Raw genomic sequence first — 24,520 nt, 5'->3', positions numbered from 1 at the left:
CCCGGCCGACGTCCCGGCGGCGGCCGGCGCGGCCGGTGCGCGGCGGACCGGCGGCGCCGTGTGGTCCGGGCAGTGGGTCGCCGACCGGCTCCAGGTGTCCCTGCACGGCGACCCGCAGCTCACCGGGCTGCTCGGGCTCGCCCTGCGGCGCAACCCCAAGCGGGCCCACCTGCTGGTCTCCAACGTGCTGGGCAAGCACGTGCCGCAACGGCCCGGCACCGTGTACGGCGCCGGGCTGCGGCTCGGCCACCGGGTGCGGGAACTGCTCGGCGACGAGGCCGCGGCCCGCGCCGTCGTCCTCGGCTACGCCGAGACCGCCACCGGACTCGGCCACAGCGTCGCGGACGGCCTGGGCCTCGCCCCCTGTCTGCACTCCACGCGCCGGCCGGTCGCCACGGTGCGCCCGGTGGGCGGCTTCGAGGAGGAGCACAGCCACGCCACCTCCCACTTCCTGCTGCCCGAGGACCCCGGCCTGCTCGGCGGCGACGGCCCGCTGGTCCTGGTGGACGACGAGTTCTCCACCGGCAACACGGTCCTCAACACCATCGCCGCGCTGCACGCCCGCTACCCCCGCGACCGGTACGTGGTCGTCGCGCTGGTGGACATGCGCTCGCCCGAGGACCGGGAACGGCTGCGGGAGTTCGCCGCCGGCCTGGGGGCGCGGGTCGACCTGGTCGCCATGGCGGCGGGCACGGTGGCCCTCCCGCCGGGCGTCCTGGAGCGCGGGCAGCGGCTGGTCGCCGAGCAGGAGGCCGCCGCCCCGGGGCCGGACCCGTCCGCCCCGCACACCGCGACGCCGCCCGGCCCGCAGACCTCCCCGGACACCGCGACGCCGCCCGGTCCCGCCCCCGAACCGGCCCCGCCCGCCGTACGGGTGGAACTCGGCTGGCCCCGCGACCTGCCCGACGGCGGACGGCACGGCTTCACCCCCGCTCACCGGGCCCGGCTGGAGGCCGCGCTGCCGGACCTGGCCGCCCGCATCGCAGGCGCCCTCACGCCGCCCACCAGCACGGACACCGGACCGGCCGGGGCCGCCCCGCGGCGGGTCCTGGTGCTCGGTTTCGAGGAGCTGATGTACGCCCCGCTCCGGCTCGCCGAAGCGCTGGACCGGACGATCGACGCCGAGGTGCGCTACTCCACCACCACCCGCTCACCGGTGCTCGCCGTCGACGACCCCGGCTACGCGATCCGCACCCGGCTCGCCTTCCCCGCGCACGACACCCCCGCCGACGGGCCCGGCGAGCGCTACGCGTACAACGTCGCCCCGGGCGACGACCCCACCCGCCGCTTCGACGCGATCGTCGCCGTCGTCGACTCGGCCGCCGACACCCCGGAACTGCACGCCCCCGACGGCCTGCTGGCCCGGCTGGCCGCGCACACCGGCCGGGTGCTGCTCGCCGTCGTACCGTCCTACGTCCCCGACGGCCCGGCTCCCGCCCCGGCGGCCGTCCCCCCGTCCCCGCCCACCGCCGAACGACAGGCCCTCCCCATGCCAGAACCCCGCCGGCCGGAAGCCCGCCGGCCCGGACCGCTCCGCGGCCCGGCCTTCTCCTCCTACGCCGCCGACGAGGTCGGCTGGCTGCTCCAGGACTTCTCCGAGGTCACCCTGGAGGCCCCCACCGAGGAGCGCGAGGAGGCGATCCAGAGCGGCGGCGCGCACTACGCGGAGTCGCTGCCGGTGGAGTACCAGCCCAGCGACGCCTACCAGGCGCTGTTCCGGAGCGCCCTGGACGCCTCGGCCACCCGGATCGCCCGCGCCGTGGGCACCGTCACCGAAACGGTGCTCGCCGAACGGTCACCGCGGCCGGTACTGGTCTCCCTGGCCCGGGCCGGCACCCCGGTCGGCGTGCTGATGCGCCGCTGGGCGCGGTTCGCGCACGGCCTCGACCTGCCGCACTACGCCATATCCATCGTGCGCGGCCGCGGCATCGACTCGGCCGCGCTGCGCTGGCTGGCGGACCACCACGACCCGGCCGACGTCGTCTTCGTCGACGGCTGGACCGGCAAGGGCGCCATCACCCGCGAACTGGCCGACGCCGTCGCGGACCACCCGGGCTTCGACCCGCGCATCGCGGTACTCGCCGACCCGGGCGGCTGCGTGCAGACCTACGGCACCCGCGACGACTTCCTCATCCCCTCCGCCTGCCTCAACTCCACCGTCTCGGGCCTGGTCTCGCGCACCGTGCTCCGCGCCGACCTGGTCGGGCCGGACGACTTCCACGGCGCCAAGTTCTACCGGGAACTCGCCGGCGCCGACGTCTCCGGGCTCTTCCTGGACACCGTCGCGGCCCGCTTCCCCGACGTGACCGACGCGGTGACCGCCGAGGCCAAGGAGCTGGCCACCACCGACCGCACCCCCACCTGGGAAGGCTGGGCGGCCGTCGAGCGGATCAGCGAGCAGTACGGCATCCACGACGTCAACCTCGTCAAGCCCGGGGTCGGCGAGACGACCCGGGTGCTGCTGCGCCGCGTCCCGTGGAAGGTCCTCGCCAAGCGGGGCGCCGGCGCGGACCTGGACCACGTACGACTGCTCGCGGAACAGCGCGGCGTACCGGTTGAAGAAGTCGACGGGCTGCCGTACACCTGTGTGGGCCTGATCCACCCGCGCTACACCCGGGGGGCGACGGGCGCCGACGGGAAGGCCGTCGCGGCGGCCGGCGGCAGCCCCGCCGCGACGGCCGGCGCGGCCGCCGCGGCAGGCGACGCAAGGGCCGAGGAGTCGGCCGACACACAGGCCGGCAGCACGGCCGGAGGAAAGGCGGACGAGCGATGACAGTCCTGGTGGCGAGCGATCTGGACCGCACCCTGATCTACTCCGCGGCAGCCCTCGGCCTGGACATGCCGGACGCCGAGGCACCCCGCCTGCTCTGCGTCGAGGTGTACGAACACAGGCCGCTGTCCTACCTGACCGAGGAAGCCGCCACCCTGCTCGCCGAAGTGGCCCGCACCTCCTGCTTCGTGCCGACCACCACCCGCACCCGGGAGCAGTACCGCCGGATCCGGCTGCCCGGACCCGCGCCGAAGTACGCGATCTGCGCCAACGGCGGCCATCTGCTGGTCGACGGCGAAGCCGACCTGGACTGGCACGACTCGGTGCGCGCCACCCTCGCCTCCGAATGCGCCCCGCTCGACGACGTCCGCACCCACCTCAACCGCACCGCGGACCCGGACTGGCTGCTCAAGGAGCGGGTGGCGGAGGACCTGTTCGCCTACCTCGTGGTGGACCGCGAGCAACTCCCGGACGACTACGTCAAGGACCTCACGGCCTGGGCCGAGCCGCTCGGCTGGACGGTCTCCCTCCAGGGCCGCAAGATCTACGCGGTGCCCAAGCCGCTCACCAAGAGCGCCGCGGTCGCCGAGGTGGCACGCCGCACCGGCGCCACCGAGGTGCTCACCGCCGGGGACTCGCTGCTCGACACCGACCTGCTGCTCGCCGGCGACCAGGGCTGGCGCCCCGGCCACGGCGAACTGGCCGACGCCGGCTGGACCGCGCCCCAGGTCACCGCGCTGGCCGAACGGGGCGTGGCGGCGGGCGAGGCGATCGTCCGCGCCATCGCCGAGCACGCCTCGGTGATCCGCGCCCGGGCCCGCAGCGAGGCCGTCATCCGCGCCGTTTCCCGCGGCCGGGACTGACCACCCGCACGGCCACGAACACCAGCACCGCGAGCACCGCACCGGCGACCACCACCTTGGAGTAGACCGAGACGTACCCCGTGACCTCCTCCCAGTTGTCGCCCAGCTGATGACCGGCGAGGACGAACACGCAGTTCCAGATCAGGCTGCCCAGCGTGGTCAGTCCCAGGAACCGCGCCACCGGCATCCGTTCGACCCCGGCCGGCACCGAGATCATGCTGCGGAAGATCGGCACCATCCGGCCGAAGAAGACCGCCTTGGTGCCGTGCCGGGCGAACCACCGCTCGGTGCGCTCCACGTCGCTCGCCTTCACCAGCGGCAGCCGGGCCGCGAGCGCCACCGTGCGGTCGCGGCCCAGCAGCGCACCCACCCAGTACAGCGCGAGCGCGCCGACCACCGAACCGGCGGTGGTCCACAGCAGCGCCGCGTACAGGTTCATCTCACCGCGCGCCGCCGCGAACCCCGCCAGCGGCAGGATCACTTCGCTCGGCAGGGGCGGGAAGAGGTTCTCCAGCGCGATGGCCGCGCCCGCCCCCGGCGCGCCCAGGGTGTCCATCAAGTCGGTGGCCCAGTCGGTGATTCGGTCGCTCATGAGCGGCAACGCTAGGAATCCGGGCCGCGCCCGGCCATGAGGGCGACCACCCGGCGGGACGGACGCACACCACAGTCGCAACCTGCGGAAATCCTCAGTGTCTTCCCTACGCACCCCCGCTAGCGTGGGGTCCCATGCACGAACGGACTCGGCCGGAAGGCCTGTTGCCGGCCCGGCGGCCGACCGGGCGGCACCCCGCCGGGCCGCCCGCGTCTTCGCCGGTGCCGGCACCGGCTCCCGCCGGAGACCGGTCGCCCGGCGCCCGGCCGGGGCACCGGCCCGGCGGCCCGCCCTTCCCCGCGGCGGCCGGGCGGAATCCGCGACGGCGGCGGGCGCGGCACGGGCTGCGGCTCACCGCCGGTCTGGCGACCGGAGCGGCCGCCGCCGTCGCCGAACTGCTCCTCCTCGCCGCGGCGGGCCTCGCCCTGCTCTGCGTGACCGCCTGGCCGCGTGCCCGGGCCCGGGTCCTCGTCCCGGTGACGGGCGGGGTGCGCCGGCTGGCCGGGCTGCAACGGCGTCGGCTGGCCCGGCTCTTCCGGCACGAGATCTCGACCGACTACACCGGCGGCCAGGCCCTGCGGTACCTGGCCGCCCGCTGGACACTGGGCGTCCTCGGCGCCCTGGTGCTGCTGGCGGTGGCGGTCGGCGCCGGGTACACCAGCCTGCTGCTGTGGGGCTGGGTCCTGATGGACCAGGACAACTGGTGGCACGTGCTGGGCTCCGGCCTGGGCGGGGTGTTCCTGCTCTTCCTCGCCCTCCAGGGCGTCCTCGGCGTCGCCACCATGGAAGGGCAGCTGGCCCGCCACTTCCTGGGCCCCAGCCGGCAGGACGCGCTGGAACGCCGCATCGCCGAACTCGCCAGCACCCGCGCCGGCGTCGTCGAGGCGGTGCACGACGAACGCCGCCGCATCGAACGCGACCTGCACGACGGCGTCCAGCAGCGCCTGGTGGTCCTCGGCATGCTGCTCGGCCGCGCCCGCCGGGCCCAGGACCCCGGCAAGATCACCGCACTGATCGCCCAGGCGCACGCCGAGAGCAGACAGGCACTGACCGACCTCCGCGAGGTGGCCTGGCGGGTGTACCCCACCGCGCTGGACGAGGCGGGGCTGCGCGCCGCGCTGGAGACGGTCGCCGAACGCTCCCCGATCCCGGTACGCGTGGACTACGCGCTCCCCGAGGAACCCGGTACGGCGGCGCGCACCGTCGCCTACTTCGTGGTGTCCGAAGCGGTCACCAACGCGATCAAGCACTCCGGCGCGACCCGCGTCGACGTCACCCTGGCCCGGTCGGCGACCACCCCGTGGCAGCCGTCCGGGGGCCCGGCCGCCGCCCGGCACCGGTCGGGGGGCCCGGCGGCCGCCCCGTGGCAGCCGTCCGGTAACCCGGCGACCGCCCCCCAGCGCGCGGACACCGCCACCCCCCACCCGGCGGACACGGCCCCCCACCCGGCCGCCACCCCGGCGAGCGCCTCCCCGCACCGGCCGGGGACCGCCCCCCAGCCCGCCGCCGCCCCGCCGTTCCCCGGCCACCCCGCCCTGCACATCCGGATCACCGACGACGGCACCGGCGGCGCCGACCCGGCCGGCAGCGGCCTGCTCGGCCTGGCCCGCCGGGTGGCAGCCCTCGACGGCCGGCTCCACGTCGACAGCCCGCCCGGCGGCCCCACCACGGTCACCGCCGAACTCCCCGACCCGGCGCCGTACACCGCGGACCCGCGGCCGCGGCCCGGTCCCGCCCGCCGGGCCCCGGCCGCGGTACCCCCGCCCCCCGCCCCGTCCGGCACCCGTATCGCCCGCACCACCGGAGAGGCCCCGAACCCCCGATGAGACTCATCCTGGCCGACGACTCGACGCTGCTCCGGGAAGGACTGGTGCGGCTGCTCGCCGAGGAGGGCCACCAGGTGGTCGCCGCGGTGGGGGACGCCACCGCGCTCCTCGCCGAGGTGGACCGGCACCCGGACGTCGACGCCGTCGTCGTCGACGTCCGGATGCCGCCGACCCACACCGACGAAGGACTGCGCGCGGCGCTGGAGATCCGCGCCAGGCACACCGGAGTGGGCGTGCTGGTGCTGTCCCAGTACGTCGAGAAGCGCTACGCCACCGAGCTGCTGACCGGCACCGGCGAAGGCATCGGCTACCTCCTCAAGGACCGGGTCGTCGAGGTGGACGAATTCCTCGACGCGCTGGAACGCGTCGCCGCCGGGCGGACCGCGTTCGACCCCGAAGTCGTCCGCCAGCTCCTCGTCCGCAGCACCCACACCGACCCCCTGAGCCGCCTCACCCCGCGCGAACGCGACGTCCTGGACGCCATGGCGCAAGGACACGCCAACAACGCCATCGCCGAGCGGCTGCACGTCTCCCGCAGCGCGGTGGAAAAGCACATCAACGCCATCTTCGACAAGCTCGAACTGCCGGGCAGTTCGGGTTACAGTCGCCGCGTCCTGGCTGTTCTCCACTACCTGGGGAGTTGACGAGCGCGTGACCGAGAGCACCCACACCGACCGCGGCGAGGGCTGGGCCGGGACCCCGAAGAAGCTCACCCCGATCACCGACGAGCTGTACGACTACGTGCTGGCCCACAACCCGCCGCTCGACCCGGTGCAGCGGGAACTCGTCGAACGCACCCACGCCGAACTCCCCGCCACCGCCCACATGCAGTCCGCCCAGGAGCAGGGCCCGCTGCTCGCCTTCCTGGTCCGGCTCACCGGCGCCCGGCTCGTGGTGGAAGTCGGCACCTTCACCGGCTTCTCCGCCCTCGCGATGGCCCAGGCGCTCCCCGCCGACGGCAAGCTCATCGCCTGCGACATCTCCGAGGAATGGACCGGCCACGGCCGGCGGGCCTGGGAACGGGCCGGCGTCGCCGACCGTGTCGACCTGCGCATCGCCCCGGCCCTGGACACCCTGCGCGCACTCCCCGACGAGCCCCACATCGACCTGGCCTACCTCGACGCGGACAAGGGCAACTACATCGCGTACTGGGAGGAACTCGTCCCCCGGCTCAACCCCGGCGGCCTCATCGTCGCGGACAACGTCCTCTTCAACGGCCAGGTGACCGACCCCGGCGCCACCGGCTCCCCGGCCGCCATCCGGGCCTTCAACGAGCACGTCTCCGCCGACCCGCGCACCGAAGCCGTGATGCTCACCGTCGCCGACGGCGTGACCCTCGCCCGCCGCCGCCCCTGACCCGCACCCGGCGGGTCCCACTCGGGTAAGCCGTCACCGATGGTGGGGTACGACCGACGATGGGGGACGGGGACATCCCGACCGCCGCACCGCGGAGTCCACCGACCGGGGCCGTTCCCGTCCCGGCCGGTCCCGCCCGGCCTTCGGCCGTGGTCCTCACCGGCCCCGGCTGCCCTCGGCCGTGGTCCGGGCCGACGCACCGGGGAGGGCGGGGCCGGGGACGGCCAGGGCAGCCGTCACCGCCGACCCGCGACGGAAACCGGTCGCCCAGCCCCCGCCCCGCCGCACCACAAGGGTCCGCGAGGCCGCGGCAGCCGTCACCGCGCGCCGGCGACCGCGGCCGGTCGGCCGGAGCGCGGGAGCGCGGGAGCGCCGGCGCCGCAGGTGACGTATGACCCGCCGGCTCAGCCGCAGCAGCCACCACCGCAGCAGCCGCCGCCACCGCCGCCACCGGCCGGGCGCGGCGCGGCGGCCGTGCCGCCCACCGCCACCGCGGAGAGCAGCTTCACCGTGTCGTCGTGCCCGTCCGGGCAGGGGGCGGGGTCCGAGGCCCGGGCCATCGGACGGTTCAGCTCAAACGTCGTCCCGCAGGCGCGGCACCGGTACTCGTAACGAGGCATGCGACGCAGCATAACGAGACCCGCCGCAGGTCAACAGATCGCCGCGGCCGGCCGGCCGAGCGGCCGGGCCGTCCCGCGACCGCCGCTCACCGCGCGCCCGCGGCCCGTTCCTCCCGGATCTCCCGCACCACCCGGGTCACCGCCTGCCGGATCGCCTCCATCTCCGACAGGAAGTGCCACCAGTCGGGGTGCCGGCCCTCCAGACCCTTCACCGCCCGGTCCACCCGGGCCACCGCGTCATCCAGCGGACGCGCGTGGCGCGGGTCCGGCGTGGTGCGCCCCTCCATCGCCAGCCGCTGCGCGTCGCGGACCGCGAAACGCGTACGGTCGATCTCCTTCTGCGGATCGAACGACACCTCGTCGAGCCGCCGCAGGCGGTCACCGGCCGCCGAGACCGCCTCGTCGGTGGTGTTCAGCAGGGCCCGGACGGTGGCCAGCAGCGCGGTGGCGTCGGCCCAGCGCTGCTCCGCCCGTGCCGCCCGCGCCTCCGCCAGCCTCCGCTCGGCGAGCGCCACGTCCCGCTCCGCCAGGTCCGGTACCGGCTGCAGGTCCTGCCAGCAGGCGGCGCTGTACCGGCGCCGCAGCTCACTGAGCACGGGCTGCACACCGGCCGCCCGGGTGGTGATCGCCTCCGCGCGGGTACGCAACGACACCAGCCGCCGGTCCGTCTCCGCCGCCCGCTCGGGCAACCGCTCGGCCTCCAGACGTACCGCCTCGGCCTTGCGCAGCACGTCGTCCGCCCGCCGGATGGTCTCCCGCACCCCGTGCCGGGCGGCACCCTCGTTCAGCCTGGTCAGCTCCGGGGCGAGCGCGGCCAGCCGGGCCGCCAGGTCATCGGCCCGCAGGCCGGAGGCCCGTACCGCGTCCAGCGCCTCGGTCGCGGCCAGCAGCGCCTGCCGGGCCCGCTCCACCGCGGGTGCCAACCGCGCCAGCTGGGTCTCGGCGCGCTCCAGCACCGTCCCCAGCCCCTGCTCGAACCGCTCCAGCTCGGCCTTGGCCCGCTCCAGCTCCTCCTTCGCCCGGACCAGCTCGGCACGGGCACGGGCGGCGGACGCGGCGTCCAGACCGTCCCGGTCGAGATCGTGCGCGTCCACGGCGGTGATGTACGCGTGGCTGACCTCGTCGATGCGGCGTCCCAGCGCCTCGAAATCGGCCGCGACCTTCCGCCCGGCGGGGGAGTCGTCCACCGCCGCGATCGTCTCGATCGAGATGCGGAGATCCCGCTGCGCGGTGTCGAGCTCGTAGAACGCGGCCGCTGCGGCGTCCTTGGCCGCTTGCGCCTCGGCTCGCTGGTTGTCACCCCGACCGAACCACCGCCGCGTCCCGCCCCCGGGGAACGCTCCCGGCACGGCCGCCACCGCCACCGCCACCAGCGGCAACGGCAACAACACCAGCCCCACCAGCTTCCGCACCGGCCCCAGAAGCCTCCGCACCGGCCGCGCCCCGCCCCGCATTCCCCGCCCCTGTCGTTCCCCGTCCCGGGTCCGCCGCACCGGCGGTGACTCGCCCCGGATTCTCGGCACCGGCGGTGCCCCGCCCAGGGGCGGCCGCACGGCGCCCGAACGCGAGCCGACACCGCCCCCGCCCGGTCGCGCGGCCTGCCCCCGGGAGCCGGCGGACTCGTCCCCCGCCCGCGGAGCGGCCGTCTCCGGGCCCGGGCGCGGAGCGGCGGCACGGCGACGCGAACCCCGTCGACCCGGCCGGCCCCACGCGCGTGTCCCCGTCACGTCCCTCTCCCGAATGATCGCCAAGCTCCGGTTGTCATTCTCCCACCGAGAAGGACGAACCCCCGGCCCGATCAGTTCGCGCCGCCCGGACGCGGAGCGGCGGCGCGGGGGGACCGGGGCGCGCGCGGAGAGCCGGCGAGCCGCCTTGATCGGCGGATACGGCAGGTGCGGGACGGGCGGCCCGAGGGGCGTCCTGCCACGTGAGTGGCACAGGGCCTTTCGAGTCGGGCCCCGCACCCGGAAACGATCAAGGCCCAGGCGCCCGGTTTCGTACCGATTGACCTGGGCCTTTGCCGTGTTCGGCGAGGGGTGGGCACAGACGGATTTGAACCGCCGACATCTGCTTTGTAAGAGCAGCGCTCTACCGCTGAGCTATGCGCCCCGGGATGAGCTGACAGCCTACATTGTCCCGGCGGGGTGGCCGCAAACACCTGGGCCGGGCGGGCATGGCCCACAGAGGCGGGGGAACGAGGGCCCGCGTTGCGGCGGGCCGGTGCGGCGGCGAGGGGCGGCTGCACGGAGGCCGGCATCGCCCAGGCATGACGGCGGGCCGGCCCGGCGTGGGGGAGCAGGGGCACGTGAAGCCGGTGCGAGAAGGGGAAGGGGATCCGGCCCGGACCGCCAGGCCGCTCGGCCGCAGCGAGCACCTTGGCCGAGACGATGTCCTGTGCGGTGAGGCGGACGTTGACGAGCAGGCCCTGAACCAGGCCCACACGGCACTCGGCCCTATCGGCCACCAGGCCCAACGGTCCTGGAATCGGTGAGCATGCCGACTGACGTCTCCTGCTCTTCCTCCTCCTCACCCCCGTCTACAGCAAGTCACCCTGGCATGCCTCCTGGAAGTCGAAGTAGGTGTCGGCGATCGTGTCCCGAACCGCGGCCATGACGGCCCGGGCTTCGGCGATCTCCTCGGCCGCCATCCCACTGCAAACGGCCGCGCCGTAGTCGGCGTGGGCTTCGTCGAATCGTCCGATGGCTTGCTGCAAGCGAAGGGAGGCGTCTTGCACTCTCGACGGCGCAAGCAGCATGAGGCTCGCGCAGGAAGCCCTGAGACCATGCAAAGTGGACAGGCGCGCTTCGACCTCGGGGGTCGTCCCCCGACTGAGGAGCCGCTGCTCCTCGTCCACCGCAGCGGTGTAAGCGGTGTATGCCGCCAGCACCTGTCCGTACGCGAGGCGCCGCTCCTGCCGAACCCACTGCTGATGCTGTTCCTGAGCGGCGGTCTGTGCAGCCGAACGAGCACCCCGGACTGCCGCGGCACCACCCACCGCCGCCCCGGAAACCGCTCCCACGAGACCCGTAACACCCGCTATGACTGCGGCCCATCCTTGATCCATGCAGGAATTCTGCCGCCCAGGCTCGCAAGTCGTGGGCGCGGACGGTGAATTCAGCCCGCCGAGCGAGTTCGCGGCGTCGGCGTACGCATCGAGGTCGAGGTCGACCGCGGGCGCACCAGCGGTGTGCCCGGACGCGAATCCCCCGGGGAAGCCGGTCGTGGATCAGGGGCGAGGCAGGCAGTTCGCTCGTCATGCACCTTGCTCGGCTGGAAGCGCCCGGGCGGGGCGGCTCCGTCAGGCCACCAGTGCGCGAAAAGGACACGATCCCTGCCGGTCCCGCCAGAACAACGGGGTACTTCAAGAGCAGTCGACCCCGGCGCCCCGACGGTGCGCCTCTGTCAGCCCACCAATGCGCGCGAGCTCGGACGTGAGCCGGATGATCCGTGGCGGCGCTGCCTCGCCTGCGCTCTACTTTCACTCAACGTCGCACGCCACGCCGTCATCATCACGATCCAGCTCTGGCCGATACCCTGGTTCGCCTCTGAGTAGGGGGTGCGGCGCCTCATCGCAGGTCTTGTAGTACACAGCGCCATCCGGCTCCCCCGTATCCTCCGGCGCGTCCTCCGGAACTTCTGCCGGCTCGTCCTCAGGCACCTCTTCCGGCACATCCTCCGGGACGTCGGGCGACTCGGTTGCCGACACGGTTTCGGCCGGCTCAGCAGGTTGAGATTCGGTAGGTGAAGCTCCTGACTCTTCGGATGCCGGAGTGGATGCCGGCGCGGTCGTCGCCGTCTCGTCTGGGCTTGGTCCATCACCTTCTGAACCTCCCCCCACAAGGGCCCCGATGCCGCCGATGAGAATCAGTAGTGCCAGGAGAACGAGGCCGATAAGCAACCAGAGACGCCACCGGGGCCGGCGTCCTGACGGCTGAGGCGGCTCCTGTCGGTCGGGCGGGGTGCTCATGCCTCTGTCTTCCCCGGAGGGCGCTGATTGGGGCCGGTCCGGGGCGACAGATCACTCAAGCGGCCCAATCTTGCGCTGAAGAAACGTTCGTGAGGGTGGACGTGATCAGGACGACGACCGGGCTGCAGCCGAGGGAGCCATCTGTGTGAGGCGGGGCGAAGACCCACGCGCCTCGCGGGCGCTCTTTGGGGATTCCACGTGGTGAACCCAGGGCCACACGATCCGACATGCGCGGTGTGTGGGGCGCCGTTACGGTGAGAGGGCAAACCGCCGGCACGTCCGGGGTGCTCCCTGGTCAGGGTCTCGTGGGTGTCGGTCCGCACAGCACCGGAAGGCGGCCCCGACATGGCCACTGCGTCTGACGCCCCTGTTCTCGACACCATCGCCGCCATGACGGTCGACTCCCTCGAACGTTGTGGCATGGACGAGGAGTCGCTCATCCTGACCCGTATCGCCGCGCTGGTGGCCATGGACGCACCCGCGCTGTCCTACGTGGCCCACATCGATCCCGCGATCAAGGCCAATCTGACGGTGGAGAAGGTGCAGGACGTCCTGGTCGCGGTCGCCCCGGTGGTGGGCACCGCGCGCGTCATGTCCGCCGCGGGTCACATCGCGGAGGCGCTGGGATTCGCCATCGGGCTGGCCGAGTCCGAAGCCGTGTCCATCGCCGAGACGGAGGCCCGGAGCCGGGGCAAGGGCTGAGGGGAGCGGGATCCGCCCGAGGGCGGGCCCAATCGGCGCGCGGTTCACGTTCATCGCCGGTTGCACGAGTGGATGAGGGTGGCGGCCCCGGGTACGTACGTGCGGTGCCCCCGCGGAAGTCCCTGGAGCGCGCGCTCACCCCCCTGGTGGCCCCGGGCACATGCGGTGCCCGGGGCCGCCGTTCGCACGCGCTGTTGCCCGCAGCGCCATCGTCGGGACACCGGGGCTGCCGGCTGGGACATCAGCTCGTTTGATGAGTCTGGGCGGATGAGGCGCAGCCTATGCCGGTGAAGGTCTCCCTCCGACGCACATCCCTCCCCCACCGGAGTCCATCCACGGGACAGGGAGGCATCTGTCGTGTCCGGTGACTCCGTCGAGTTGCCTCAGGGTCGGGTGCGCGACGGCGTGCTTCCGAGTGGCTGACGGAGTGGTGCCCGTGCGCGAAACTGATCCTTCCCGGGCACTCCGCTCGTGTGCGGGAGAGGAAGCGATGTTCGAAACGGGGAGGCGTAGCAGTGCAGGACCGGCTACTAGCGGGTCGTTACCGGTTGGTGCGGCAGCTCGCCGAGGGTGGGATGGGGGAGGTGTGGGAGGCGCAGGACGAGACGCTGGGACGCACTGTCGCCGTCAAGCTGATCTTTCAACTCGCCGGTGGCGGACGGCGCGGCGATCAGGAACGTGTCAGGTTCCTGCGTGAAGCCCGGATCACCGCCCAGTTGCAGCATCCCAACATCGTGACCGTCCACGATCTCGGCGAGACTGGCGAGGGGAATGACCGTGTCCCGTTCCTGGTGATGGAGATGGTCCGCGGCGAGAGCCTGGATGCGGTGCTGAAGCGAGGGGCCGCCGCTCTGCCGGACGTGGCCCGGTGGGGCGTGCAGATCTGTGAGGCGCTCGACGACGCGCACAAGGCCGGGATCATGCACCGGGACATCAAGCCGTCCAACGTCTTCATCACACCGTCGGGCGTCGTGAAGGTCCTCGACTTCGGCATCGCCAAGGCAGCCGACCCCATAGCGACCCGGGTCACGAGGACGGGCTTCATCGTGGGTAGTCCCGCGTACATGGCCCCTGAACAGGCGCGCGGCTTTCCGGAACCCAGCAGCGACCTGTACGCCCTCGGCTGCCTTCTCTTCGAGCTGGTCACGGGCCGGCCGCCGTTTCAGGCCCCCGATGCCCTGGGCTACATCACCGCGCACTCCACCCAGCAGCCGCCCACGCCCAGCTCGGTGTCCGAGGGTGTCCCGCCCGACTGGGACGATCTCGTGCTGACCTTGCTCGACAAGGATCCCGCCCAGCGGTACCCGGATGCCGCCGCACTCGCGCGGGAGCTGCGAAAACTGGACAGTGGCCCGTTGGGTCCGTTCCATATCTGGACGTTCGCCGGCAGATGCCTGGATGTCTGGGGTGCCAGCACCGAGGACGGTACGCGGATCGTCCAGCACAGCTGCCACGGTGGGCCGAACCAGCAGTTCACCCTCCACTCGGTGGGCGACGGGCTGTACGAGATCAGGACGTTCGCCGGCAAGTGTCTGGATGTCTGGGGTGCCGGCACCGAAGACTTCGCACAGATCGTCCAGCACAGCCGCCACGGTGGACCGAACCAGCAGTTCACCCTGCACCCGATCGGCCAGGGCCTGTTCGGGATCGGGACGTTCGCCGGCAAGCGGCTGGACGTCCTCGAGGCCCGCACCGACGACCACACGCCGATCGTCCAGTACTCCGGACACGGCGGGCCGAACCAGCTTTTCCGTTTCGTGCTGGTCGGCTCGGAGAACCTGCCGGAGTAGCAAGTCCCGGGCCATGTGGGCCTGTTCGAGCAGCGTCTGCTTCGGCTCCGTAGCCTCTGGTCGGCTGGCGCAGACTCACCGAATGAGATGATCTCTAAGGGGTGGGAGCGTCGCGTTCCGAGGTCAGTACGCCGACCTTGTCGATGCGGTGCTCGGGGTTGCCCTTGTCGTCGCGCCAGAAGTTGCCGTCGGCGTTGTCCTCCGGGGTGGCGCAGGTGGAGATGGTGATCATGGGCGCCACGGGGCGTTCGCCGGGGGAGCCGGGGACGGCGGCCCGTTGTGCGGCGAGTGAGCTCTGGGAGCGGAAGGACGTCTCCCGGGTCTCCGTGATCTCGTACTCGTAGATCGTGCCGCCCGAGGTGACGTGCACCTTGTCGCCCTTGCCGAGCGCCGGCAGGTCGCGCAGCGGGCCGCCGGCGGAGAGCCGGTGCGCGGTGACCAGGTAGTTGCCGGTCTCGCCGGGGCCCACGCCGCCGCGGTCGCCGTACGGGCTGGCGGCCACGCCGCGGTTCTGGATGCGGGTGCCCGGCCAGTCGTCGGTGGTCCCCTCGTAGGGGACGACACGCAGTTCCCGCACGCCGATCGCCGGGATGGTCAGTGCGGCGGGATCGGTCCGTGGGGCGGTGTCGCGCGGGGCCGGCTTCGTCTCCTCCGGAGTCGACGGGTTCGTTCCGGGCGGGGTGGGCTTCGTCTTGTCCGGGGTCGGCGGGCTCGTCTGGTGCGGGGTCGGCGAGGGGGTGTCCGAGGCGGGGTCGTCGTCGACGCATCCGGCGAGGACGAGGGTGATGGAGCCGATGACCGCGATCAGGGCCGCGAGCGGAGCTGACATGGGACTTCCCGGCTGGAGCGGAGGGAGTGGGGGCATGTCGGGCCGGGAGGCGGTGGGGCGCCTCTCATGAAGAACAACGGGCAGCGGCCGGGAATCCTTCCGCGGAGCCGGGTGCTCCTACGGGTGGGTGGTGCGGATCGGTGACTTCTCGGGCGGTGGGCGGTGGGCTCGCGCGGTGGCGTGAGGTCTCGGAGGGGGGAGCTGGTTCTGTCCGGGGCTTGCAGGCTGGGAGTCTGGCGGGGCCCGGCGGGGCGGGGGCTGGGGTCGTCGGGGTGTCTTCTTGGTTCGGGGTGGGGGCTCAGGCCTGAGGGCTCGGCGGGGCGTCTTCGGCCTGGCGAAGCGCGTGCAGCAGTTCCCGTTCGCGTTCGGCGCTCAGGCCGGCGCGGCGGGGGCGGTCCAGACCCTGCTCGCGTTCCCAGTGGAGCGTGTCGGTGAGCAGGTCCACGCGCGGGCGGTGCCGGAGTCCGGCGGCGCGGGCTGCGGCGCCGCTGCGGGCCGACCAGCCTTCGGTGCCCGGCTCGACCAGCCACATCGGCAGGGACTCCGGGCCCATGTACTCGGCGACGCCGTGCGCGAGCAGCCATGCCGAGTCGGCCGCGGTCACCGGGCCGGTGTGTCCGCCGACGGCGCGGGACAGTGCGATCCAGTCCCCGAAGGGGAGGGCCGGGCCCACCGCGTCGTAGGTGCCGGTGCTGCCCGCTTCGGCGGAGTCGAGCAGCCAGCCGGCGAGGTCGCGGACGTCGATGACCTGCGTGGGCAGGCCCGGCACGGCCGGGACGAGCAGCGGGGCGTGGGGGTCGCGCGCGGCCCGGGCCACCCAGTAGCCGGACCGGCCGCTGCCGTCGCCGGGACCGCCGATGAGGCCGGCGCGCGCGATGACCAGACGGTCGCCCACCGCGTCCGCGGCCGCCCGCTCGCAGGCCACCTTGGCCTCGCCGTAGAACTCGCGGCCGACCTCGTCGCGGTCGGTGGGCGGGAGGAGTTCCGCGGACTCGTCCGCGTCCGGCAGGGCGTGGGACGCGTAGGCGCTGATGGAGGAGGTGTACGTCCAGTGCCGGGCCCGGTCGGCCAGGGCGGCGAGCGCCCCGCGGACGAAGGCGGGCTGCCAGGAGACCTCGACGACCGCGTCCCACTCCCGGTCGAGCAGGGGCCGGTACGCGGCGGGGTCGCGGCGGTCGGCGGTCACCAGTCTCGCCCCCTCCGCCACGGGACCGCTCTCCCCGCGGGCCAGGCAGGTCACCCGGTGGCCGCGGTCGATCGCCTGCCGTGACAGCTGCCTGCCCACCCATGCCGTGCCGCCCAGTACCAGGATCTCCATGGGGTCAGCCAAGCACCGCCCGGGGCGGCCGCCAACGAGTATTCGCCGAGGGCAGAGGGGGCGGTGAGGGAGGCGGGGGCGCCGGGGAGTGGGCCCGTGCCCGGTTGTCGAGTGGGCCTCGTCGGGGGTGGCGCCGGTGGCCCGGTGTCCCCTGGGCTGGGCGGGGCCGAAGGGGCACCGGGACGGTCCCGCGCCCCGCCTTCGAGTGGCCCTGTCGGGGGCGGCGCGAGTCGGCGGGGCGTGGGTCAGCGGACGGCGCGAGCCGGTCGGCCCGGGCGGATGCCACAACCCAGTGGGGATCCGGGCGGAGGCCGCAAGCCGGCGGGGGCCCGGGCGGTCGGCCCGGGCGGTCCCGCGACCCGTGGGGGCCCGGGCGGCTACCGCAGGCCGGTCGGCCCGGGCGGGCGGTGTCAGCCGGCGGTGGCCTGGAGGCGGGCGGTGATGGTGGCCAGCCGCTCGCCCTGGTAGCGGGCCGCGGCCAGGGTCTCCTCGCTGGGGTCGCCGGTGCCGGCGGCGTGCGAGGTGCCGTAGGGGTTGCCGCCGGCGCCGTAGACGACGGGGTCGGTGAAGCCGGGCGCGACGATGAGCGAGCCCCAGTGGTGGAAGGTGTTGTAGAGGGCGAGCAGGGTGGACTCGTTGCCGCCGTGCGCGTTGTGGGCGCTGGTGAAGCCGGTGGCGGGCTTGTCGGCCATGACGCCCTGCTGCCACAGGCCGCCGGTGGTGTCGATGAACTGCTTCAGCTGCGAGGAGATGTTGCCGAAGCGGGTCGGCGAGCCCAGCGCGTAGGCGTCGGCCCAGGACAGGTCGTCGAGGGTGGCGATGTCGACGTCCCGGGTGGCCTCGACGTGCTCGCGCCAGGCCGGGTTGGCGTCGATGGCGGCTTCGGGGGCGAGTTCGGGCACCCGGCGCAGACGGACCTCGGCCCCGGCCTTCTCGGCGCCCTCGGCGACCGCCCGGGCGAGCTGGTGGACGTTGCCGGTGGAGGAGTAGTAGACGACCGCGACCTTGGCACTCATGGCGAGGCCCCTTCCCAAGGGAGAGTTCGTAGAGAACCGGATTGCTATCCGCTTCCGTGGTTCAAGAGTAAACAGGATGATGATCTAGATGGCAAGTGGAAGCGGATAGCTATCCGGTAGCCTCGGGTCATGAGCCGCACCGAACTCCCGATCTCGGGTCAGGGCCCGCCGGAACGCGCGGACGCCGCCCGAAACCGCCGGAGGATCCTGGACGCCACCGCTCGGCTGGTCGCCGAGCAGGGGGCCCAGGCCGTCACCATGAACGCCGTCGCGCACGCCGCCGACATGGGCGTCGGCACGGTGTACCGCCGCTTCGGCGGGGTGAGCCAGTTGCTGTTCGCGCTGCTCGACCACGGTGAGCGGCGCTTCCAGCAGGCGTTCATGACCGGCCCGCCGCCGCTCGGCCCGGGCGCGCCGCCCGCCGAGCGGCTGCGCGCCTTCCTGCACGCACTCGCCGACCGGGTCCTCGAACAGCGCATGATCATGTACGCGGCGGAGACGGCCTCGCCGAGCGCCCGGTACCGCAACGGCGCCTACCTCACCACACACGCCCACGTGTCGATGCTGCTGCGCCTGATGCGTCCCGGGACGGACGCGGGGACCCTGGCCCACCTGCTGCTCGCGCCCTTCGTGCCCAGCCTGTTCGAGCACCTTTCGGCCGACCGGGCGCTGACGCCGGAACAGATCAAGGACGGCATCGACGCGCTGCTCCGGCTCGCGGAACCGGACTGAACGGAACCGGACTGAACGGAACCGGACTGAACGGAACCGGACTGAACGGAACCGGACTGAACGGTGCCGAGCTGAACGGTGCCGAGCTGAGCGGTGCCGGACTGAGCGGCGCCGGGCGGTGGGCCGGGAGCCGTCGTGCCCGTGCGCTCCCGGAGGCGTCCGGCGGGGATGGCCACTTCGCGGTGGGTGGGACGCGGCCGGGCGGCCGTGGTGACGGGTGGTCCGGGGTCCTGCCGGGGCGGGCGGTCCGGGCGGTGGCCTCCGGCCGGGCAGAAAATCACGTGTCGGAACCGCAGGAGACCCGGCGCGGGGCGCGGTGCGGGTTACCTGGGAGGCGCGACGTACCCGACCCCCAGGAAGCGGAGCCGACCATGGCGAAAGTGACCCTGACCACCTTCCTCTCGCTGGACGGCGTCATGCAGGCGCCCGGTGGCCCCAACGAGGACACCAGCGGCGGCTTCGAACTCGGCGGCTGGCTGGTGCCGTACGTGGACGAGGACATGGAGCGGACCATGGCGGAGGTGTTCGACCGGGCCGCCGGGTTCGTGCTGGGGCGCCGCACCTACGAGATCTTCGCCGGGTACTGGCCGCGCGTCACGGACCAGGGCAACGTCATCGCGTCCCGGCTGAACAACCTGCCCAAGTACGTCGCGTCCACCACCCTCGCGCGGGCCGAGTGGCACAACTCCACGCTCATCTCCGACGCCGCCCACGCGGTCCGGAAGCTCAAGGGCGACCTCGACGGGGAGCTGCAGATCCACGGCAGCGGCCGGCTGGCGCAGTCGCTGCTCGCCCACGACCTGATCGACGAGCTGCTGCTGCTGGTCTATCCGGTGGTGCTCGGCACCGGGAAGCGGCTGTTCGCCGAGGAGTCGGTCCCCACGGCGTTCCGGCTGCTGGACTCCCGGACCACCGGCACCGGGGTCGCGGTGCACCGCTACGCGTTCGCCGGGCGGCCGACGGTCGGGTCGTTCGAGCTCGCCGACTGACGCGGGACGGCGCGGGGCCGGGGCGCGCCGTTCGGCCGCGGCCGGTGCGCCGGACACCAGGCGGCCATGGGCACGCCACTCGAATGCCCGTACGCTGGCGCCGACTTGATCCCCTCGTACCCAAGGCGGCGACGCATGCGCACATCCAGACTGACCAGGGGCACCGCGCGGAAGTCCCGCCGGGCGGCGCTGCTGGCGCTCCCGGTGGCCCTCGTCACCACGCTCACCGCGTCCGGCACGGCCCACGCGGAGGGCGAGGGCCCGGCGGCGGCGTACTCCGCGACCACCTCGGTCGGTGTCCACAACGCCTACGAGCAGGCGAAGTACCCGTACCTGGCGGACGCGCTGGACTCCGGAGCCGGGCTGCTGGAGATCGACGTGTGGACCAACTCCCTGGGCGGCCCGTGGCGGGTGGCGCACAGCAACCCGCTGGGGAACGCCAGCAACTGCGAGAACGCGCAGTCCCCGGCCGAGCTGCGCACCAAGCCCCGGAACCAGGGCCTGGCCGGCTGCCTCGCCGACCTGAGGGCCTGGCACGACGCGCACCCCGGTCACCGTCCGATCATGCTCAAGATCGAGATGAAGGACGGCTTCAACGACCGGGGCGGCCGCGGGCCGGACGAGTTCGACGCGCTGGTCGGCCAGGCACTCGGGGACGCGGTGTTCCGCCCGGCCGACCTGGTCGGCGGCCACGCCACGCTCGACGAGGCGGTACGGGCCACCGGCTGGCCGGGCCGGGACGCGCTCGCCGGGAAGTTCATCCTCGAACTGATCCCCGGAACGGTCGAGGAGTCCAACCCGTTCGACTCGCTGTGGACCGACCGGGAGTACGCCAACCGGTTGCGCGACCTGGCCGCCGCCGGACGACTGCGCCAGGCGACCGCGTTCCCCGCGGTGCACAAGGCGGAGGCGGGCGATCCGCGGGTCACCCGGTACGCCGACGCCTCGATCCGCCCCTGGTTCGTGGTCTTCGACGGGGACGCCTCGGCCTATGTGGCGAACGGCATCGACACCGCCTGGTACGACCAGCGCCACTATCTGCTGGTGATGACCGACGCGCACGGCGTCGCCCCGGCGATCGACGGCACCCGCCCCACCGAGTCCGAGGCACGGGCCCGGGCGGAGCTGCTGGCCCGGAATCATGCGAGCGTGCTGACCGCGGACTGGTATCCCCTGCCCGCCGTCCTCGGGTCGGTGCTGCCGCGCGGCTGAGCGGCCGCGGCCGGCGGCGGTCTCCGGTCGCCCCGGCGGACCGGGCCGCGCCGGGGCCGCGCGGCCCCGGGCACCGCCGCCGACCGCACGCCCGCCGCACCGGCGGCGGGTCCCGATGGCGGCTGCCGATGGCGGCGGCCGCACCGCCCGCCCGGGCGCGGATGACGGCGCCGATGGCGCCGACCGCACCGCCGACCGCACCGCCGACCGCACCGCCGACCGCACCGCCGACCGCACCCCCGGCCGCACCGCCGACCGCACCCCCGGCCGCGTCCGCGTACCGGTCGGCGATTGCCGTAATTGGTCTGGACCGGCACCCTGGGAGGTCGTGGCCGACCGGAAGTGGGGGTGTACGTGTCGTGGAACGGTGATCGGGTGACCCGCCGCCGGGTCCTCGGCGTGCTCGGCGCCGTCGGGGTGGCGGCGGCGGGCGCGGCGGGGACCGTGGCGGTCTCCCGGGCGGCCGGGCAGGCGGACGGCGGGACGGACGCACCGCGCCCCGGCGGCGGGCCGGAAGCGCCCGGCTCCGGCGGCGGTTCCGATGGCGCCACCGCCGGCGGCAGGGGCAAGGACGGTCCCGGGAAGCGGGGCCGGTCGCGGCAGACGGGAGTGCGGTCGGTGTACCTCGGTTCGTTCGGTGCGGGCATCACCATCGGGACCTATGACGAGCGCACCGGCGCGCTCACCGCCACCGGCGGCTACCACGGCATCGGGGACCCGTCGTTCCTCGCGCCCGGCCCCACCGGCCGGGTGCTCTACGCCCTCGACGAGAGGTCCGACGGCACCGTACGGGCCCTGGCGGTCGGCGCGCGGGGCGCGCTCACCCCGCTGGGCCCGGCCCGGTCCACCGGCGGTGACCACCCCACCCACCTGGCGGTGCACCCCACGGGCCGCCACCTGCTGACCGCCAACTACGGCTCCGGCAGTGTCGCGGTGCACCCGATCGGCCCCGACGGCGCGCTCGGCGAGCGTACCGACCTGGTCCGCCACACCGGCTCCGGGCCCGACCCGGAACGGCAGGAGGGGCCGCACGCCCACCAGGTGCTGCCGGACCCCGCGGGCCGCTTCGTGCTCGCGGTCGACCTCGGCACCGACACGGTGTACACCTACCGGCTGGACCCTGCGCGCGGCCGGCTGGCGCCGGTGTCCCGGGCGCGCATGACACCCGGCTCCGGACCCCGCCACCTCGCCTTCCACCCGCGCGGTCGGTTCGCCTACGTGGTGGGGGAGCTGGACGGCACCGTCACCGTGGCCGGGTACGACCCGCGCGACGGGCGGCTCGACCCGCGCCGCTCCCTCCCGACGCTGCCCGAGGACGCCGGACGAGGCGAGCGCAACTACCCGGCCGGGGTGGTGGTGTCGGCCGACGGGCGGTTCGTCTACGTGTCCAACCGGGGCCACGACAGTGTGGCGCGGTTCGCGGTGACGAACGGTGGGGGCGGGCTGCGGCTGCTGGACACGGTGCCCTGCGGCGGGTCCTGGCCGCGGGGCCTGGGGCTCGCGCCGTCCGGCGGGCTGCTGTTCACCGGCAATCAGAACTCCGGCACCGTGGGGGTGTTCCGGGTGGACGGACGTACCGGGGCGCTCACCCCGGCCGGCGAGCCGTTCCGGGCGCCTTCGCCGGTGTGCGTGCTCCCGCTGGCGCTCCCCGCCGGACCGCACGCCGACGGGAACCCCCACGGGGACGGCAGCGGGAACGGGACGGCTGACGGCGCCCCGTGAGACAGCCGGGGCGGTAGCCGGGGGTAGCCGACCGGGCCGGCGGGGGCGGGGCGGGGCGGCGAGACGGGGCGCGGCGCGGTCGACCGGTCAACGCCTCGTACCGCCGTGAAAACCTCACCTCCGACCACTTTCAACCTTCGATGTGGCGGGTATTACGTCTGGATCGGGCGCCTGCGGTCTTTCCTTGTCACACCCGAGCCTTAGCCTTGTCATATGTCCCCCTTACCGCTGACCCCGGACCCCGCGCGTGCCGACGCGGACGCCGCCGACGCGGCGTTCCGTGCCAATGAGGCGATCCGCGAATTCCTGCGGGCCCGCACGGCGAGGCCGTTGCTGCCCGAGGAGCGGGTGGAGTACCGGCGACTGCTCGGGGTCTACCTGGGCGCGGTGCGGGGCCGGATCGGCACCGCGGCCTGAGCCGGCCCGGCGGCCGCTCGCCACGGCGCGATCGCGCCGTGGCGGGGCGGACGGGAGGGCTCCGCACCACCGCGCCGGGGGCCGCGGACCGCGCCGGAGCGGCGTCTCGGCCGAAGTCGGTGGCGCATATGCGCAGCGGCCTTGCCGTACCGGCCGGTTGGCGACACCGTGGTGCGCGCGGGCGCAGTTTTGGCGCCCGTATCCGACTGGGACCGGAGGCGCCATGGGACCCCTTGTGCCACCCCCTGATCCACCCTTCGTTCCACCGTACGAACTGGTCGGCGAGGGCCCGCACCGGGTCATCGCGGTGCACGGCTGGTTCTCCGACCGGGCCGCGTACGCCGCGGTGCTGCCGCACATCGACCGGCGGGCGTACACCTACGCGCTGCCCGACCTGCGCGGTTACGGCGAGGCGCGGGACATCCCCGGCGAGTACACCACGGCCGAAGCCGGCCGTGATCTGCTCGCCCTCGCGGACCACTTGGGCTGGGACCGCTTCTCCGTCGTGGGCCACTCGATGGGGGGCGCGGTCGCCCAGCGGGTGGTGGTCGCCGCACCGCAGCGGGTCCGGCGGCTGGTCGGGGTGGCGGCCGTACCGGCGAACGGGGTGCCGCTCGAAGGCGAGCAGTGGGAGATGTTCGCCGGCGCCGCCGAGCACCCGGAGAACCGCCGGGCGATCATCGACCTCACCACCGGCAACCGCCATCCGGCCGCCTGGCTCGACCTGATGGTGCGCCACTCGCGGCGGTACAGCGACAGCAAGGCGCTGCGGTCCTGGCTGGACTCCTGGGCGAAGGACGACTTCCACACCGAGGTCGAGGGGTCCACGGTGCCGGTCCGGCTGGTGGTCGGCGCGCACGACCCGGCGCTGACCGCCGACGTGATGCGCCGGACCTGGCTGCGCTGGTACGTCAACGCCGAACTGGTGGAACTGGCGTGCGCCGGGCACTACCCGGCGGACGAGACCCCGCTGGAGCTGGTCCGGGCCGTGGAGGACTTCCTCGCCGCGGATGCCCCGGACGCCCCGGACGGCCGGCGGGCCCCGGACGCCCCGGCGGCCGGCGGTACCGCCGCCAGGGCCACGGAGGCCGCGAAGGCTAGGGGGTCGTAGCCCCCGTCGGAGCGCCGGCCGCGGTGCCGCCCGGAGCGGGGGCCGTCGCGGGCGCGGAGCCGGAGGCGGCGGCACCGGACGGGCCGGCGCCCGGCGACGTGGTGCCGGAGGACGCGGTACCGGGGGAGGCGGAGGCCCGCTCGGCCTCGCTCTTCCGGTACCCCGGGAGCAGATCGTTGACGATCCGGTCCACATAGCCGCGGGTCTCGTCGATGTCGGGGATGCCGCCCGCCCGGAGCACGGCGTTCGGGCCCGCGTTGTAGGCGGCCAGGGCGAGCCGGGTGGGATCGCCGGGCACCTCGCGGACCGTCTCGTACAGGTGGCACATGTACCTGGCCTGGGAGGGGATGGCGTCCTGCGGGTCCCAGACCTCGGCCTTGCCGTCACCGTTCCCGTCGCGTCCCCACTCCTTCCAGGTGACCGGCGCGAACTGGGAGATCCCCTGGGCGTGTCCGGAGTCCGCGTCGGTCCGCCAGCCGCTCTCCGCGTCTATCTGCGCAGCCAGCAGCGGCACGCTCAGCTGGCGGCAGGTGCCGGCGGCGGCCTCGATGGCGGGGCGGTACTCGTCCGGTACGGTCGGCGGCCCGTCGTCGGACGCCAGCTCACGGACGACGACGACCGCGGCGCAGGCCAGGAGCAGCGTGCCGCCGATCGCCGAGCCGGCACGCCGGCCGCGTCGGCTCACCAT

The 24,520-nt window shown here is 74.1% G+C and carries 22 protein-coding genes and 1 tRNA gene; 13 read left to right on the top strand and 10 right to left on the bottom strand.

Annotated elements, in window-relative coordinates; all coding sequences use genetic code 11:
• The first annotated feature begins 58 nt into the window (after positions 1-58).
• Entirely contained in the window at positions 59-2,773 is a 2,715-nt protein-coding gene (locus tag ACH4B3_RS11785) for a phosphoribosyltransferase (protein WP_398462759.1), read from the top strand.
• The gene (locus ACH4B3_RS11780; protein ID WP_398462628.1) at positions 2,770-3,633 is read left to right on the top strand and encodes an HAD family hydrolase; all 864 of its coding nucleotides are present in this window, start codon (positions 2,770-2,772) and stop codon (positions 3,631-3,633) included. Before ACH4B3_RS11785 ends, ACH4B3_RS11780 begins: the two co-directional genes overlap by 4 nt.
• On the opposite strand, the gene ACH4B3_RS11775 is transcribed toward ACH4B3_RS11780, so the two are convergent.
• Positions 3,602-4,225, bottom strand: a complete 624-nt coding sequence (locus ACH4B3_RS11775) for a DedA family protein (RefSeq protein WP_398462627.1) — start codon at positions 4,223-4,225, stop codon at positions 3,602-3,604. The genes ACH4B3_RS11780 and ACH4B3_RS11775 overlap by 32 nt on opposite strands.
• A gap of 221 nt (positions 4,226-4,446) precedes the next feature.
• Between ACH4B3_RS11775 and ACH4B3_RS11770 the strand changes: the two genes are divergently transcribed.
• From ACH4B3_RS11770 to ACH4B3_RS11760, 3 genes are read left to right on the top strand one after another with little or no spacing between them, the layout of a single operon-like run.
• Positions 4,447-6,051, top strand: coding sequence for a histidine kinase (locus tag ACH4B3_RS11770; RefSeq protein WP_398462626.1), 1,605 nt, complete (start codon positions 4,447-4,449; stop codon positions 6,049-6,051).
• Positions 6,048-6,695: a response regulator gene (locus tag ACH4B3_RS11765; protein WP_398462625.1), complete on the top strand. Its 648-nt coding sequence runs from the start codon at positions 6,048-6,050 to the stop codon at positions 6,693-6,695. Before ACH4B3_RS11770 ends, ACH4B3_RS11765 begins: the two co-directional genes overlap by 4 nt.
• A gap of 7 nt (positions 6,696-6,702) precedes the next feature.
• Complete coding sequence (locus ACH4B3_RS11760) at positions 6,703-7,407, top strand: O-methyltransferase (protein WP_398462624.1); 705 nt, start codon at positions 6,703-6,705, stop codon at positions 7,405-7,407.
• Positions 7,408-7,811: 404 nt separating this feature from the next.
• On the opposite strand, the gene ACH4B3_RS11755 is transcribed toward ACH4B3_RS11760, so the two are convergent.
• The 5 genes from ACH4B3_RS11755 to ACH4B3_RS11735 form a co-directional block, all read right to left on the bottom strand.
• The gene (locus tag ACH4B3_RS11755; RefSeq protein ID WP_398462623.1) at positions 7,812-8,027 is read right to left on the bottom strand and encodes a zinc ribbon domain-containing protein; all 216 of its coding nucleotides are present in this window, start codon (positions 8,025-8,027) and stop codon (positions 7,812-7,814) included.
• An 86-nt stretch (positions 8,028-8,113) separates the two neighbouring features.
• Positions 8,114-9,481, bottom strand: a complete 1,368-nt coding sequence (locus ACH4B3_RS11750; RefSeq protein ID WP_398462622.1) for a hypothetical protein — start codon at positions 9,479-9,481, stop codon at positions 8,114-8,116.
• A gap of 583 nt (positions 9,482-10,064) precedes the next feature.
• A tRNA-Val gene (locus ACH4B3_RS11745) sits at positions 10,065-10,136 on the bottom strand.
• A 427-nt stretch (positions 10,137-10,563) separates the two neighbouring features.
• Positions 10,564-11,091: a hypothetical protein gene (locus tag ACH4B3_RS11740; RefSeq protein WP_398462621.1), complete on the bottom strand. Its 528-nt coding sequence runs from the start codon at positions 11,089-11,091 to the stop codon at positions 10,564-10,566.
• 414 nt (positions 11,092-11,505) lie between these two features.
• Entirely contained in the window at positions 11,506-11,994 is a 489-nt protein-coding gene (locus ACH4B3_RS11735) for an excalibur calcium-binding domain-containing protein (protein WP_398462620.1), read from the bottom strand.
• Positions 11,995-12,339: 345 nt separating this feature from the next.
• Between ACH4B3_RS11735 and ACH4B3_RS11730 the strand changes: the two genes are divergently transcribed.
• Complete coding sequence (locus tag ACH4B3_RS11730) at positions 12,340-12,696, top strand: carboxymuconolactone decarboxylase (protein WP_398462619.1); 357 nt, start codon at positions 12,340-12,342, stop codon at positions 12,694-12,696.
• 515 nt (positions 12,697-13,211) lie between these two features.
• Complete coding sequence (locus ACH4B3_RS11725; protein ID WP_398462618.1) at positions 13,212-14,486, top strand: serine/threonine protein kinase; 1,275 nt, start codon at positions 13,212-13,214, stop codon at positions 14,484-14,486.
• A gap of 94 nt (positions 14,487-14,580) precedes the next feature.
• Here the strand turns inward: ACH4B3_RS11725 and ACH4B3_RS11720 are convergent, their stop codons facing one another.
• The 3 genes from ACH4B3_RS11720 to wrbA form a co-directional block, all read right to left on the bottom strand.
• Entirely contained in the window at positions 14,581-15,315 is a 735-nt protein-coding gene (locus ACH4B3_RS11720) for a sortase domain-bontaining protein (protein WP_398462617.1), read from the bottom strand.
• A 298-nt stretch (positions 15,316-15,613) separates the two neighbouring features.
• Positions 15,614-16,633 carry an NAD-dependent epimerase/dehydratase family protein gene (locus ACH4B3_RS11715; protein WP_398462616.1) on the bottom strand — a complete coding sequence of 340 codons (1,020 nt, stop codon included), beginning with the start codon at positions 16,631-16,633 and terminating at the stop codon, positions 15,614-15,616.
• 410 nt (positions 16,634-17,043) lie between these two features.
• The gene (gene wrbA, locus ACH4B3_RS11710) at positions 17,044-17,649 is read right to left on the bottom strand and encodes an NAD(P)H:quinone oxidoreductase (protein WP_398462615.1); all 606 of its coding nucleotides are present in this window, start codon (positions 17,647-17,649) and stop codon (positions 17,044-17,046) included.
• 129 nt (positions 17,650-17,778) lie between these two features.
• On the opposite strand from wrbA, the gene ACH4B3_RS11705 reads away from it, so the two are divergent.
• From ACH4B3_RS11705 to ACH4B3_RS11680, 6 genes are all read left to right on the top strand, one after another.
• A complete protein-coding gene (locus ACH4B3_RS11705; RefSeq protein ID WP_398462614.1) occupies positions 17,779-18,381 on the top strand; it encodes a TetR/AcrR family transcriptional regulator in 603 nt (200 codons plus the stop codon).
• A 371-nt stretch (positions 18,382-18,752) separates the two neighbouring features.
• The gene (locus ACH4B3_RS11700) at positions 18,753-19,370 is read left to right on the top strand and encodes a dihydrofolate reductase family protein (protein ID WP_398462613.1); all 618 of its coding nucleotides are present in this window, start codon (positions 18,753-18,755) and stop codon (positions 19,368-19,370) included.
• A 135-nt stretch (positions 19,371-19,505) separates the two neighbouring features.
• Positions 19,506-20,582, top strand: coding sequence for a phosphatidylinositol-specific phospholipase C domain-containing protein (locus ACH4B3_RS11695; RefSeq protein WP_398462612.1), 1,077 nt, complete (start codon positions 19,506-19,508; stop codon positions 20,580-20,582).
• A 375-nt stretch (positions 20,583-20,957) separates the two neighbouring features.
• Entirely contained in the window at positions 20,958-22,304 is a 1,347-nt protein-coding gene (locus ACH4B3_RS11690) for a lactonase family protein (RefSeq protein ID WP_398462611.1), read from the top strand.
• Between the two features lie 213 nt (positions 22,305-22,517).
• The gene (locus ACH4B3_RS11685; RefSeq protein ID WP_398462610.1) at positions 22,518-22,721 is read left to right on the top strand and encodes a hypothetical protein; all 204 of its coding nucleotides are present in this window, start codon (positions 22,518-22,520) and stop codon (positions 22,719-22,721) included.
• 223 nt (positions 22,722-22,944) lie between these two features.
• Entirely contained in the window at positions 22,945-23,832 is an 888-nt protein-coding gene (locus ACH4B3_RS11680; RefSeq protein WP_398462609.1) for an alpha/beta fold hydrolase, read from the top strand.
• Here ACH4B3_RS11680 and ACH4B3_RS11675 read toward each other — a convergent pair.
• Entirely contained in the window at positions 23,819-24,520 is a 702-nt protein-coding gene (locus ACH4B3_RS11675) for a lytic transglycosylase domain-containing protein (RefSeq protein WP_398462608.1), read from the bottom strand. The genes ACH4B3_RS11680 and ACH4B3_RS11675 overlap by 14 nt on opposite strands.

It is taken from the genome of Streptomyces sp. NPDC018031 (genome assembly GCF_044327625.1).
GTDB lineage: Bacteria > Actinomycetota > Actinomycetes > Streptomycetales > Streptomycetaceae > Streptomyces.
This window is presented reverse-complemented; position numbering and strand designations above follow the sequence as displayed.